General features: G+C 69.2%; 18 protein-coding genes. 9 read left to right on the top strand and 9 right to left on the bottom strand.

What is annotated here, in order from left to right; all coding sequences use genetic code 11:
- Positions 1 to 51 precede the first annotated feature (51 nt).
- Positions 52 to 462 (bottom strand): 6-pyruvoyl trahydropterin synthase family protein, encoded by a 411-nt coding sequence (locus ORI60_RS21630; RefSeq protein ID WP_090068229.1) that lies wholly within the window; start codon positions 460 to 462, stop codon positions 52 to 54.
- Positions 463 to 554: 92 nt separating this feature from the next.
- On the opposite strand from ORI60_RS21630, the gene ribA reads away from it, so the two are divergent.
- Positions 555 to 1,190, top strand: coding sequence for a GTP cyclohydrolase II (gene ribA, locus ORI60_RS21625; RefSeq protein WP_266039594.1), 636 nt, complete (start codon positions 555 to 557; stop codon positions 1,188 to 1,190).
- 38 nt (positions 1,191 to 1,228) lie between these two features.
- Entirely contained in the window at positions 1,229 to 2,410 is a 1,182-nt protein-coding gene (locus ORI60_RS21620) for an amidohydrolase family protein (protein ID WP_266039593.1), read from the top strand.
- Here ORI60_RS21620 and ORI60_RS21615 read toward each other — a convergent pair.
- From ORI60_RS21615 to ORI60_RS21605, 3 genes are read right to left on the bottom strand one after another with little or no spacing between them, the layout of a single operon-like run.
- On the bottom strand, positions 2,368 to 3,300 hold the full coding sequence (locus ORI60_RS21615) for an NAD(P)-dependent alcohol dehydrogenase (RefSeq protein ID WP_266039591.1): 933 nt from the start codon (positions 3,298 to 3,300) through the stop codon (positions 2,368 to 2,370). The genes ORI60_RS21620 and ORI60_RS21615 overlap by 43 nt on opposite strands.
- An 8-nt stretch (positions 3,301 to 3,308) precedes the next feature.
- Positions 3,309 to 3,476, bottom strand: a complete 168-nt coding sequence (locus tag ORI60_RS21610; RefSeq protein ID WP_416234485.1) for a helix-turn-helix transcriptional regulator — start codon at positions 3,474 to 3,476, stop codon at positions 3,309 to 3,311.
- A gap of 53 nt (positions 3,477 to 3,529) precedes the next feature.
- Entirely contained in the window at positions 3,530 to 3,952 is a 423-nt protein-coding gene (locus tag ORI60_RS21605; RefSeq protein ID WP_266039589.1) for a hypothetical protein, read from the bottom strand.
- Between the two features lie 148 nt (positions 3,953 to 4,100).
- Between ORI60_RS21605 and ORI60_RS21600 the strand changes: the two genes are divergently transcribed.
- Entirely contained in the window at positions 4,101 to 4,967 is an 867-nt protein-coding gene (locus ORI60_RS21600) for a tat pathway signal sequence (protein ID WP_266039587.1), read from the top strand.
- Positions 4,968 to 4,971: 4 nt separating this feature from the next.
- Here ORI60_RS21600 and ORI60_RS21595 read toward each other — a convergent pair whose 3' ends face one another.
- The 4 genes from ORI60_RS21595 to ORI60_RS21580 are packed head-to-tail and all read right to left on the bottom strand — an operon-like array spanning position 4,972 to position 6,873.
- Positions 4,972 to 5,331 (bottom strand): VOC family protein, encoded by a 360-nt coding sequence (locus ORI60_RS21595; RefSeq protein WP_266039585.1) that lies wholly within the window; start codon positions 5,329 to 5,331, stop codon positions 4,972 to 4,974.
- The gene (locus ORI60_RS21590) at positions 5,328 to 5,675 is read right to left on the bottom strand and encodes an MmcQ/YjbR family DNA-binding protein (protein ID WP_266039583.1); all 348 of its coding nucleotides are present in this window, start codon (positions 5,673 to 5,675) and stop codon (positions 5,328 to 5,330) included. Before ORI60_RS21590 ends, ORI60_RS21595 begins: the two co-directional genes overlap by 4 nt.
- Before the next feature lie 43 nt (positions 5,676 to 5,718).
- On the bottom strand, positions 5,719 to 6,261 hold the full coding sequence (locus ORI60_RS21585; RefSeq protein ID WP_266039581.1) for a DUF6939 family protein: 543 nt from the start codon (positions 6,259 to 6,261) through the stop codon (positions 5,719 to 5,721).
- 54 nt (positions 6,262 to 6,315) lie between these two features.
- Positions 6,316 to 6,873: a hypothetical protein gene (locus tag ORI60_RS21580; protein WP_266039580.1), complete on the bottom strand. Its 558-nt coding sequence runs from the start codon at positions 6,871 to 6,873 to the stop codon at positions 6,316 to 6,318.
- A 300-nt stretch (positions 6,874 to 7,173) separates the two neighbouring features.
- Between ORI60_RS21580 and ORI60_RS21575 the strand changes: the two genes are divergently transcribed.
- The 4 genes from ORI60_RS21575 to ORI60_RS21560 all read left to right on the top strand — a co-directional run bounded on the left by ORI60_RS21575 (position 7,174) and on the right by ORI60_RS21560 (position 9,627).
- Entirely contained in the window at positions 7,174 to 7,854 is a 681-nt protein-coding gene (locus ORI60_RS21575) for a Crp/Fnr family transcriptional regulator (protein WP_266039579.1), read from the top strand.
- Positions 7,855 to 7,928: 74 nt separating this feature from the next.
- On the top strand, positions 7,929 to 8,678 hold the full coding sequence (locus tag ORI60_RS21570) for a hypothetical protein (protein ID WP_266039578.1): 750 nt from the start codon (positions 7,929 to 7,931) through the stop codon (positions 8,676 to 8,678).
- Positions 8,678 to 8,989: a hypothetical protein gene (locus ORI60_RS21565; RefSeq protein ID WP_266039577.1), complete on the top strand. Its 312-nt coding sequence runs from the start codon at positions 8,678 to 8,680 to the stop codon at positions 8,987 to 8,989. The genes ORI60_RS21570 and ORI60_RS21565 overlap by 1 nt, the downstream gene beginning before the upstream one ends.
- The gene (locus tag ORI60_RS21560) at positions 8,986 to 9,627 is read left to right on the top strand and encodes a hypothetical protein (protein WP_266039576.1); all 642 of its coding nucleotides are present in this window, start codon (positions 8,986 to 8,988) and stop codon (positions 9,625 to 9,627) included. The genes ORI60_RS21565 and ORI60_RS21560 overlap by 4 nt, the downstream gene beginning before the upstream one ends.
- On the opposite strand, the gene ORI60_RS21555 is transcribed toward ORI60_RS21560, so the two are convergent.
- Positions 9,624 to 10,520 (bottom strand): DMT family transporter, encoded by an 897-nt coding sequence (locus tag ORI60_RS21555; protein ID WP_266039574.1) that lies wholly within the window; start codon positions 10,518 to 10,520, stop codon positions 9,624 to 9,626. The genes ORI60_RS21560 and ORI60_RS21555 overlap by 4 nt on opposite strands.
- Positions 10,521 to 10,542: 22 nt before the next feature.
- Here ORI60_RS21555 and ORI60_RS21550 point away from each other — a divergent pair, with 22 nt between their 5' ends.
- Together ORI60_RS21550 and ORI60_RS21545 are read left to right on the top strand one after the other, a co-directional pair.
- Entirely contained in the window at positions 10,543 to 11,937 is a 1,395-nt protein-coding gene (locus ORI60_RS21550; RefSeq protein ID WP_266039573.1) for a PLP-dependent aminotransferase family protein, read from the top strand.
- Positions 11,938 to 12,003: 66 nt separating this feature from the next.
- Positions 12,004 to 12,438, top strand: coding sequence for a Fur family transcriptional regulator (locus ORI60_RS21545; RefSeq protein ID WP_030481444.1), 435 nt, complete (start codon positions 12,004 to 12,006; stop codon positions 12,436 to 12,438).
- Positions 12,439 to 12,454: the final 16 nt, after the last annotated feature.

The following is a 12,454-nucleotide window of genomic DNA, read 5'->3' as shown; positions in this document are numbered from 1 at the left end:
ACGCGCAGGTCGTAGACGTTGCCGCCACTGGGACTGCCCGGATCTCCGACGTCAGCCGGAAGGACGAAGTGCACGTTCGTAGCCCGCCCACGCCACATGCGACTCGTGAAGTGTGACGGCGATCGCATCGATCCCGTGAGCGCCCTCACCCAGAGCGCCCTCGGAGATCTTGTCCGCGAGCTGGTCCGCGATGTGTTTCGCGAGCCACTCCGTGGAGGTGTTGATGCCCGCGAACTGGGGTTCTTCGTCCAGGTTGCGGTAGTTGAAAGCGGCCAGGACCTTGTTCAGCTCCTGGGTGGCGAGTCCGATGTCGACGACGATGTTGTCCGAATCGAGCTCAGCCCGTTTGAACGTTGCGTCCACCACGAACGTTGCTCCATGGAGACGTTGTGCTGGACCGAAGACCTCGCCGCGGAAACTGTGGGCGATCATCACGTGATCGCGAACGGTGATGCTGAACAGGATGACCTCCGCTGTGCGGTCGGGTTACGGTGCGACCTCCATCCGAGCGTAGCTGCACGTTCGGAAGGCGCCTGGCGACAAGGGGACCGGAGATGTTCGAACAGGCCTTCAACGACGAAGACGTGGCGGAGTCCGATCTGGTGACACGGCGTGGCACCTTCCGCGCAGTCGCGTTCCGCGCGGACGGCCACGAGCACATGGCCCTGGTGTACGGCAAGACGAAGCTGCGCGAGAACGTCCTCGTGCGCATCCACTCCGAGTGCATGACCGGCGACATCTTCGCCGCCATGCGCTGCGAGTGCGGTGAACAGCTCGACGCCGCGCTGAACACGATCGTGCGCGAAGGCAGCGGCATCCTCGTCTACCTGCGCGGACACGAGGGGCGTGGAATCGGCCTGGTGTCGAAGATCCGCACCCACGTGCTGCAGGACGAGGGACTGGACACGTTGGACTCGGCCACGTCGCTCGGCCTGCCCGTGGACATCCGCGACTACTCCCCCGCGGCTCGCGTGCTCAAGCACCTGCGCGTGCAGTCCGTGCGGCTGATGTCCAACAACCCGGACAAGATCGCGGCGCTGGAGTCGCACGGGATCTCGGTGACCGCGCGCGTGCCGTCGCTGATGACCCCCAACGCGCACAACATCGCGTACCTGACGGCGAAGCGGGACCGGCTCGGTCACGACCTGCCCCAGGTCGAGGAGTTCACGACGCTGCCGCATGCCCGCTGACCATTGCTTTCCCACCATGTGGCGCTCAGACTGGGCCGATGCTGGCGCTGCGGGCAGGGCGTGCGTTCGACGGTGAGAGGTCCGTTCCGGGCCCCGTCACGGTCCTCGTCGAGGCCGGGAAGATCAAGGCCGTCGAGCAGGGGCGTCCCGAGGTCGCCGGTGCCGAGGTGGTCGACCTCGGCACCGCCACCGTCCTGCCCGGACTGATCGACACCCACGTCCACCTGTGCGCGGACAGCGAGAACGGCGCGCTGGACCGCCTGCCCGGCTTCACACCCGAGCACCTCGACGAGGTGATCAGGGACAGCCTCGACCGCCACCTCAGGGCAGGCGTGACCACGGTCCGCGACCTGGGTGACCGCGAGTGGTCCGTTGTGGAGCAGCGCTCGAAGCACCGGCAACGCGTTCTCGCCTCCGGGCCGCCCATCACCAGCCCGCGCGGTCACTGCTGGTCGATGGGCGGTGAAGCGTCCGGTGACGACGCGCTCCGCCAGGCCGTGCGCGCCAGAGCCGAGCGCAACGTCGACGTCGTCAAGATCATGGCCAGCGGCGGGTTCGCCACCCCCGGCACGATCGTCGACGACTGCCAGTTCACCGAGCACGACCTGCGCGTGGTGGTCGAGGAGGCCCACTCGCTGGGCCTCCCGGTGACCGCGCACGCCCACAGCCTCCGGGCCGTCCAGCACGCCGTGGCCGCCGGTGTGGACGGCATCGAGCACTGCACGTGCCTGTCCGGCGGTGCCATGGTCGTCCCCGCCGATCTGGTGGACGCGCTGGCGGAGGCCGGCATCGCCGTCTGCCACACGCTCGGCGCCACGATGGAACCGCCTCCTCACATCAAGGAGGCGTTCGACCGCATGGGGATGTCCATGGCCGCGAAGATCGCCGTCGCCGGACGCATGTACGACCACGGCGTGCGCACGGTGTCCGGCACGGACGGTGGTATCGGCGCGGGCAAACCACACGGGATCATTGCCCACGCGATGCAGGACCTCGTCAAGGCGGGCATCCCGAACATCGCCGTGCTGGCGAGCGCGACCAGCCAGGCCGCCAGGGCGTGCGGCGTGAGCAAGGGCGTGCTGAAGCCCGGCTGGGATGCGGACGTCATCGCCGTGCAGGGGGATCCCGTGCGGGACATCACGGCGTTGCACCACGTGACGACCGTGGTGATCGGAGGTCAGATCGTGACGACCGTCTTGCCGGCGGACCGCCGCGAGTAGACGTGGTCCACCGCACCGAGCGCTTCGGACAGCGGGAAGACCTCGCCCACGGCGGCTTTCACCGAGCCCGCCTCGGCGAGCACGCGCAGCTCGTCGAAGACGTCGGCGCGTTCGGTGGACATCAGCGGGACGAACTTCTTGGACGAGAACGGGTTCAGCAAGAGCGAGCCCAGCGACTTGTGGAAACCGCCCGTGATCGAGCCCCCGGTCTCCGCGCCGACCAGGACGATCCTGCCGCGTTCGTTGGTGGCTCGGCGCAACCTGGACAACGGCCTGGCGCCGCCGCAGTCCAGGATCAGGTCGTAGGTGCCGGTGAAGTCCGCGACGGTGTAGTCGAAGACCTCGTCGGCGCCCAGTGAGCGCACCAGGTCGACCTTGCTCGTGCTGCACACACCGGTCACGTGTGCGCCGAGGGCTTTCGCGATCTGGACCCCGAACGACCCGACGCCCCCACCCGCGCCGAGCACCAGGACCCGTTGCCCCGGTTGAACTCCGCGCAGGCCCTGCAGCGCCGTCCCGCCCGAGATCGGCATCGCGGCCGCCTCCGTGAACGAGGTCCCCTCCGGCCTGCGCGCCAGCCGTGCGACCGGGGCGACGGCGTACTCGGCGAACGACCCCTCGCAGGTGCCGAACACCTCGTCGCCGACCGCGAACGCGGTCACGCCGGGCCCGATCTCCCTCACCACACCGGCGACGTCCCGTCCGGGCACCGGTGACTTCGGCCCGCGGACCCCGAAACCGAGGAACCGCAGCAGGTACGGCTTGCCGGTGAGCAGGTGCCAGACGCCCATGTCGACGCCCGCCGCCCGCACCTCCAGCAGAACCTCGCCCTGCCCAGGCACAGGCACATCGAGGTCACCGAACACCGCCGATCCGTATCTTCGTTGCACGACAGCCTTCACAGCTCTTCCTCCTCCGGGTACTGGAACACCTCTTCGAGCGACACCCCGAACGCGCGGGCGATCTTGAACGCCACCTCCAGCGAGGGCGAGTACTTGCCCTGCTCGATGGCGATCAGCGTCTGCCGCGTCACGCCGATGGCCGCGGCGAGGTCGGCCTGCTTCATCTCGCCGTGCGCGAACCGCAGCGCACGGATGGAGTTCGTGACTTTGGTCGGCTTCACGGCATTCCCCGCCGGTAGAACGCGATCTTCGCCGCGGACCCGAGCACCGCGGACAGCACGAAGCACAGGTAGAGCACGTTGGCGATCCAGAAGTACGGCGCCTCGAACATCGCCAGCGCCATCGCGGACACACCGCCGATGGCGATGAACGACTGGCCGATGTGGTCACCGAACCGGCCGATCTCCTGGTCCCGCTCGTCGGCCTGCAGCCCGTCGTTGCGCGCGGCGACGCCGAACCAGATCCCGGACACGATGCCGGCGACGATCCCGAACAGGATCGTCCACAGCAACGCGCCCACGTACGGCGCCTCGGCCAGCGGACGTCCCGCCGCCCCGTTCAGGACGAGCACGACGTACACGGCATAACCAACTATGGCGATGACCGCCAATGCCCACGCCCGCTTCTCCTCGAACGCCATGTCCCGCTCCTGATGTCAAAGAAACCTGACATCACCAAGGTAAAGCGAACCGGACACCGTGTCAAATATCTTTGACTTAACCTTTTCGTGACCAACGCGTCCGTATGGCGGTCGACTCCGTCTGATCGGAGCCGTTAGCGTGCGGCGCATGCTCCGTCCGATCCTTGTTGCGTGCGCGCTTGCCCTCACGGCGTGCGGCCACGCAGTGACGGCGGAGCCCCCCGCCGCCGCGCGCACGCAGCCCCAGTCGCACACCCCCGCGGCAGCGCCCCTCGTGGCGACGCCCGAGGTCTGCCCGCTGCCCGACAGCGGGTTCGAGTGCGGCTTCCAAAAGCGGATCAAGGCGGCCCAGGACTACGCCGAGACCAGGCCGGGAACCACGGGCTTCGTGCTGCGCGACCGCGAGTCCGGCGCGATCTGGCGCAACGACCACTCCGGCGACATGACGTGGACCGCGTCGACGATCAAGCTCGCGATGGTCGTGAACCTGCTGGAACGCCACCGCGCCGGCAAGATCAGGCTCAGCGCCGAGGACCGCTGGCTGATGAACGCGATGCTGCACACGTCCGACGACGACGCGGCCGACACGCTGTGGAAGCGCTACACGGGCGCGACGTTCAACGCGGCGTTCGGCAGGTACGGGATGACCGACCTGGTGCCGCAGAAGGGTTATTCGGCCGCGTTCCCCTACTGGGGCTTCGAGAAGTGCACCGCGAACGACCTCGACCGCCTGATGAACTACGTCCTCGACTCCGTGCCGCAGGACGACCGCGCGTACATCCTCGGACAGATGCGCGAGGTCGGGCCCGTGCAGCAGTGGGGTGTCTGGGGCCCGGACTCCGGCGTCAAGAACGGCTGGTCGGAGGAGGAGGGCGGCTGGGTGATGAACTCGGTCGGGTTCGTCGGCGCTGACGAGCGGTACACGCTCGCGATCATGAACAACCTCAAGGGCGAGGGCGCCTACGACGAGGGCCGCGCGACCGACACCGAGATCACGCGCATCCTCTTCCGCTAGGCCGTCAGCCCTGGATCGACTCCCACAGGCAGAGCACTGTGCCCTCGCTGTCCTTTACGTACTGCGAGAACCCGTAGTCGCCCACGCGTTCCTTGGCGTTGAGCACCGTGCCGCCGGCCTCCTCGACCCTGCGCGCCACGTCGTCGACGTCCGGCACCTCGATGATCAGCACCGGCCCCTGCACGAACTCGGTCCGCGGCGAGATCCCGCCGTCCGAGTCGGCCACGTCGACCGGCTCCCCGTCCGTGTCGACGAGCACGTAGTCGAACGGCAGCCGCTGCGCCGACCACCCGAAGACGTCGCGGTAGAACGCCGTCGCACGGCCGAGATCGTCCGCGGGCAGCTCGAACTTGACCCTGCTCATCGCGCGAGGTCCGGCACCTGGGCGACGAGCTCCTCCGGCGCGGACAGCCGCCAGGCCTCGAACACCAGCTCCTTCATCTCGTCGGCCTCGATGCCTTCGAGGTGCACCACGACCCAGCCGAAGCCGCCGGACGTGAACTGCTCCTCGAACACCTCGGGCCGTTCGGCCACGAGAGCCTGCTGCTCGGACAGCGTCTGCTTCAGCCCGACCGTCTGCGTGCGCGGCCAGTAGTAGCCGAACACCTTGCCGCGCACGCGGAACGTGTCGTACTGCTGACCCGACGACCGCCGCGCCTCGGCGAGCCCGTCCACGATCTTGAAGAGCTGCTTGTTCGATGTCGCCACTGCCGACCCCCAAAGCCGAAGGCGGAAAGTATAAAACCGGCTTTCAGGACGCGGGCGCGGTGAGCCTCCCCAGGTGGTCGACGATCAGCGCGGCGTGGGACAGCGGGGTGCTCAGGTCCTCGACGTCGCCGTTGGTCGTGTAGTCGAGCAGCACGACGTCGGCGGACCCGGCCAGCTCGTGCAAGCGCTCGACCTCGGCCCGCAGGCAGTGCTCCAGAACCCAGCGGTAGGCGGGTAAGTAGATCTCCTGCCGGGCCGTGCGGTAGTCGAGCAGCCGCTCTCCCGCGAGCCCCGCCCGGTGCCCCTGGACCGGCCCGAAGCGCCGGACCGTGCGCTTCAGGCCCTTCATCGACGTCACCGCGAGCTTCGACGGATCGACGTCGGCCCCCTCGAACACCTTCAGCGCCTGCCAAAGGCCCTCGACGGACTCGCTCGTCACTCCGGGCGACAACGGCACAGGGATCCGGCCGTGCGGGAAGAACGGGCTGAAGCGCACCCACGGCTCAGGGCCGCGCGACGTCACGTCGACGACCACCGCGTCCGGGCGCTTCACCTTGCGACGCTTGCTCGCGACTTCGATCGGCATGGCCCGAGCATGGCAGGGGGGTCTGACAATTTCCGTCGGCGCGCACCGCCCCGTTCAGAACCTGGTCAGCTCGTAGAGCTTCGCGCCGTTGGAGCCGTAGACGACAGCGTGGTCCGCCTTGTCGAAGGCGATCTTGAACGTGGCCTGGTTGGTTCCCTGCTTCACGATCAGCGAATAGCGGTTCTCGCCGTCCGGAGCGGAGGACAGCGTGCAGCTCATCGGACCACCGATGTCGAGCGGCTTGCCCTGGTGGTAGTAGAAGCCGTCGCACTGCGCGCCATTGCCGCCGAACGTCTTCGTGCCGGTGCCGTCCGACGCGGTCCAGGTGCCGACCGCCGTCTGCGCCACGTCGGCGCTCGCCGGTGGATCGCCGTCGCCGGTCAGGTCGACCACCACGGCCCGTCCCACGAAGAAGAGCGCGACGATCGCCACCGCGGCCACCAGGATTCCACCGAAGTTGAACTTCTTGTTGCGGTTGTGGGTGGTGTTGTTGCTGCCGGTGACGTCGCGGCCCGCGATGATGCCGTTGTCGCTCGCACTGATGGAGCCGCCTGCCGAAATCGTCGAGCGGTTCTGCTCGTCGCGCGGCGGCGTTCCCGGCTGTGGCTGCACGTTCGTCCTCCTCGGCTCTGCAGTTCCCGCACTCCACCACCGGGGACGGGGACCTGACGGCCGTTGTGCGTCACGTGCGGCACAGACACCGCGTTTCGTTATGCCACGGCACCACGTCCAATGCGCGGGCGCATGTCCACTTTCTTTCCTTGCCGGGCAAAGCCGCATGAACATCGTTCCCGCCGGCAGGAACGCAACGGAAAACCGCGCGCATTCATACGTCAGGAGCAATTCGGTCACATCTCGCACGATCCGAGCGATGACGGGGATTGCCCTGTCCCCGGAACGTCAGGACGGAACATGACAAACACCCAGGTCGTCGCCTCGGTGACCCGCGAACACCGCCGTGGCAGCTTCTGGCGCCGCCTCACCGAGATCGAAAGAACGGCGTTCGCGACGAACGCGCAGATCCGCTGCTTCGCCAGGGGGTCGGAGCTGATCTCCGCCGACGACCGGAACCGCTGGGCCGCCATCATCTACAGCGGACGGGTCAGAATCATCGGTGAAGGCCGGAAGGTCGTCGCGACGCGGTGGGCCGGCGACATCGTCGGTGAGCAGGCGGTGATCGACGCGGGCGCACGGCCCGGCGCCGTCGTGGCGGACACGAAGGTCAAGGCCATCCTGCTCAGCAAACAGGACCTGGACGGCCTCTTCGCGAAGTTCCCGCACGTGGTGCTGACGTTGTGCGCTGTGGTGTCCGAGCGGCTGCGGGAGGCCGACCAGCTGCTCGACAGCCAGGCCGACGACGCGTTCACCCGCGTCGTCGACTCGCTGGTGCGGCTGGCGGAGGACTTCCGGGGCGACGAGCACGGACGGTTGCGGATCCCGATCGGTTCGCAGTCGGCGCTGGCCGAACAGCTGAGGCTCTCCAGGGAATCGGTGGTGCGGGCGTTGCGCACGCTGCGCGCACAACGTCTCATCTCGACAGATCGACGTGGCGTCGTCGTGGTGCACGACCTGGCGGCTCTCCGTGCGACATAACAGTTCGTGGCCGCTGTGCCGCACGTGACGCAGTAGGCGCGAAACGCGCCGCGCGCGGTGCTGCACTGGCCGGCATGGATCCCTTGCCCGGCTTGGTACTCGTGGTCGAAGTCCGGTCCTTCAGCGACCTGAGCAACCCGGACATGCTGTCCGTGCGGGAACTGCTGCACGAGCTGGTGGCCGAGTCGTTCGACGCGGCCGGCGTGTGCTGGGACGACTGCTCGCACGAGGACCGCGGTGCCGCAGTCCTCGTCGTCGTACCGGCGACGGTGCCGAAGACCGCCGTGCTGGGACCCGTCCTCACCGAACTGATGCGCCGCGTCGCCGAGGCGCCCGCCAACCCCGACGGGACGGCGATGCAGGTGCGCATCGCCGCCCACGGCGGCGAGATCCACCGCGACGTCAAGGGTTTCGCCGGCTCGGACGTGATCCTGCCGTTCCGGCTGCTCGGCTCGCGGGTGCTGCGCGAGGCGCTGACCGGGTCGGCCGCGCGCTGCGCCGTGGTGGTGTCGGACTCGCTGTACGAGAGCACCGTGCGGCACGACTACCCCGGAATGGCCGGCCGCGTGTTCCACCCCGTCGAAGTGCGGGCGGAGGAGACGACCGTGCGGGCCTGGCTGCACGTGCCGGGAGGCGTCGTCCCCCCACCCGCGCCACCCGCTCAGGAACCACCCGCACCGGCCCCACCCGCGCCGCACCACAACGGTGCCCACATCAGCGCCGGCGGCGACATCCGGGTCGAGAACGGCGTCCTGGCCGGTCGGGACGTGACCACCGCAGAGCACCGCCACAGCCCGTGGTGGCGCCGGAGGAAGGACAACTGATGAGAAGACTGCTGGCGCTGGGTTTCGTCATCGCCCTGACCGCGTCCGGCTGCGGCCTGCTGGACAGCAAGCACAAGGTCGGCGAGTGCGTGCGCACGCGCGTGTCGCTGGGCGGCACCGACATCACCGCGGCCGACTGCCCCACGACGAAGGGCTTCGACGCGAAGTCCATCACGGATCCGGTGTACAAGATCACGGCCGTGCTCGAGTACGAGAAGTCCTGCCCGAACGGCAGCACGTTCGGCGGCATCCAGCTCAAGCACGAACCCGACGACGCCGTCTACTGCCTCTCCCCGGCCACGGGCTCGTGAGGAAGGCAGCGACGACGGCCGTCGACCTGGTGCGGCGCCTGGAGCTCAGGCAGCTGCACCGGCCCGACGAGGTGCACCGCGCGCAGGCCCTGCAGACCCTCTTCGAGAGGTACGACCTCGCTGACCTGGACCCGCAGGCCCTCATCAGCGAGGTCACCCGGCTGCTGGAGGACGACCGGGCTTTTCGCCGGTCCGTCACCGCGCAGCTGCCGGCCGTCCAGGGCAACACGATCTCCGCCGGCGGCTCGATCACCGCGACCGGAGGTGTCATCGCCGGCGGCGACGTCAGCGGCAGCAACAACACCGACAACAGCAAGAAGAAGACCAGCTTCGGCGGCATCCTCGTGACCGTGGTGGCCGTGGCGGGGCTGCTCCTGGCCGGCAGGGCGGTGATCAACAACTTGACCACGGGTGACCCTGGCGACCCGGCCGGCGGGAGCATCCCCGCTCTCACGGGCTCCCACACCTGCCGCGACTTCCTCGCCGCCGACCAGCCCACCCAGCTCGCGACGCTGAAACGCGTCTACCTCGAGGCGGGCGACGCGGAGAGGGCCGGCGACCCGTTCATCCTGCAGAACGGCCAGTACACGTGCGGGCAGGCACCGAACATGAAGCTCGAGAAGCTGGCCCGCCGCTAGCGTGCGAGTTCGGGCGTGTTCAGAGGCGTACTGCCGTGGGGCACGCGGCTGCGTTGGGTCAGCACGACGCAGACGAGCACGACGGCCGCGGTGGCGAGAGCCGGCCAGCCGACCTGTTCGCCCAGCACGAGCGCCGACCACAGCAGCGTCAGCACCGGCTGGGCCAGCTGGATCTGGCCGATCTTGGCCACGCCGCCCGCGGCCAGGCCCGCGTACCAGGCGAAGAAGCCCAAGAACATCGAAATCACCGACACGTAAGCGAAACTGAGCCACACGATTGTGCCGGCGCGTGAGAAGTCGGCCGTGTACAAGGAGATCGGGATCGTCACCGGCAACGAGACGACCAGCGCCCAGCAGACGGTCCTGGCGCCGCCCAACTCGCGGGAGAGCGCGCCTCCCTCGGCGTAGCCCAGGCCGCACAGCACCACGGCGACCAGCAGGTAGCCGTCGGCCAGGCTCAGCGAGCCGGAGAAGCCGCCGCCGGTGGCCACGAACGCCAGCACCGCGAGCAGACCGGCGCCGCTGGAGAGCCAGAACTTGAGGGGTGGGCGTTCGGCGGCGCGCAGGACCGCCCAGATCGCCGTGGACATGGGCAGCACGGCGATCACGACGGCGCCGTGGGCCGAGGTCTGCGTGGTGAGGGCCAGGGACGTGAGCAGCGGGAAGCCGACCACGATGCCGAGGGCGACGACGAGCAGGCGGCGGACCTGCGTCACCGACGGGAGGGGCGCTCGCGATAACGCGAGGTAGGCGATCGCCAGGAGCCCGGCGACGACGGCGCGTCCGAACGCGACGAACCACGCGTCCATTCCCGCCACTGCCAGGCGGGTCGCCGGCAGGGAGAAGCTGAAACCCAGGACGCCGAGCGCGCCGAGTGTTACCCCCGCTGGCACGATAACGTTACTCTTGGCTCTCATGGATGAGGATAACGCAGCTGCCCGCGTTATCGAGCACCTGAGAGCAGCGGCACGGTCCGGCCACGTCGGCGACCGCATGCCCTCGGTGCGCGAACTGATGGCGCGGCACCGGGCGTCACCCGCGACGGTCCAGCAGGCGATCCAGCGAGTAGCAGCCGAAGGACTGGTCGAGGTGCGCCCCGGCCGGGGCAGCTACGTCGCCCCTCGGACGTCGGCAGTGAGCCACGACCTGTCGTGGCAGGCCGTCGCGCTCGGCGAGGGCAGGCCCGGCGAGGACCTGGTGGCGAGCCTCCTCGCGGTGCCGAAACCCGAGGCGATCCCGCTGACCAGCGGCTACCTCGACCCCGCTCTGCAGCCCGTGGACGCGCTCGGCGCCGCGCTCAGCCGCGCCGCACGCCGCCCCGCCTCGTGGGGACGCGTCCCGGTGGAGGGCCGGGAGGAGCTTCGCGCGTGGTTCGCGAAGGAGGCCGGCGGTGAGCTCAGGGCCGGCGACATCACGGTGTGCGCGGGCGCCCAGGAGGCACTCGCGACGGTGTTCCGCGGGCTCGGCGACCGCGGTGACGCCGTGCTGGTCGAGTCCCCCACCTACCTCGGCGCGATCGCGGCGGCGCGCGACGCCGGGCTCAAGGTCGTCCCGGTGCCGGCGGACCAGGACGGGGTGCGGCCGGACCTGCTCCAGGCCGCCTTCGAACGCACCGGCGCGAAGATCTTCTACTGCCAGCCGCTGCACGCGAACCCGCACGGCGCGGTGCTGTCCGACGAGCGGCGCGCGGAGGTCATGCGGATCGTCCGCGCCGTGGGCGCGTTCCTGGTCGAGGACGACTGGGCGCGCGGCTTCACCGTCGACGGCACCGCGCCGCCGACACTGGTCTCGCAGGACACCGACGGCCACGTCGTCTACGTCCGCTCGCTCACCAAGGTCGCCGCGCCGGGCCTGCGCGTCGCCGCGATCGGGGCCCGCGGCCCGGCGGGCATCCGCTTGAAGAACACCCGTTCCCGGCAGGACCTGTACGTCGCGGGGCCGTTGCAGGAGGCGGCGATCGACTTCGTGACGTCCCCCGTCTGGCGCCGGCACCTGCGCACGCTCCAGCAGGCCTTGAGGTCCCGGCGTGATGCTCTGAGACGCGCGCTCGGCGAGCACCTGCCCGAACTGGACGTCGCGAGGTCGTCCGGCGGGCTGCACCTGTGGGCACAGCTCCCCGACGACGTCGACGACCTGGAGCTCACGACGGCCGCCGCCGCACGGGACGTCGTGGTGTTCCCGGGCCGCCCGTGGTTCGCCGCTGAACCACCGGGCAGTTTTCTCCGTTTGACCTATGGCGGCGCCCCCGAGCACGTGCTCGCCGAGGGCGTCCGGCGGCTGGCCGACGCCCTGTCCACCCTGCGGCGATGACCGCTTCGGGTGAATTGCACCATTCATTAACTTGACTCATTCCAGAAAAGGCGGCAGGGTGGGGTCGTGCCCACGGCTTCCGATTTCGAGCGCCTGCTGCGTGGAGCGTCGCTTCGGGTGACGGCCCCGCGGATAGCAGTGCTGTCCGCAGTGCACTCCCACCCGCACGCCGACACGGACTCGATCATCGGCGTCGTGCGTCAGAACCTCGGCGCGGTCTCCCACCAGGCCGTGTACGACGTGCTCCGAGCGCTGACCGGAGCCGGCCTGCTGCGGAAGATCGAACCCCAGGGCTCGGTCGCCCGCTACGAGGCGCGCGTCGGGGACAACCACCACCACGTCGTCTGCAGATCCTGCGGTGCCATCGCCGACGTCGACTGCGCAGTCGGCCACGCGCCATGCCTGGACGCATCCGACGACCACGGTTTCGCCATCGACGAGGCCGAGGTCATCTACTGGGGCTCCTGCCCCGAGTGCACGACCGCCGCGAAAAGTTCCTGAACACCCGGAAGGATTC

Origin of the sequence: Lentzea sp. NEAU-D7, assembly GCF_026242055.1 — a bacterium.
Lineage (GTDB): Bacteria > Actinomycetota > Actinomycetes > Mycobacteriales > Pseudonocardiaceae > Lentzea.
Note: the sequence above shows the minus strand (reverse complement) of the source record. Positions and strands in the feature narration are given on the sequence as shown.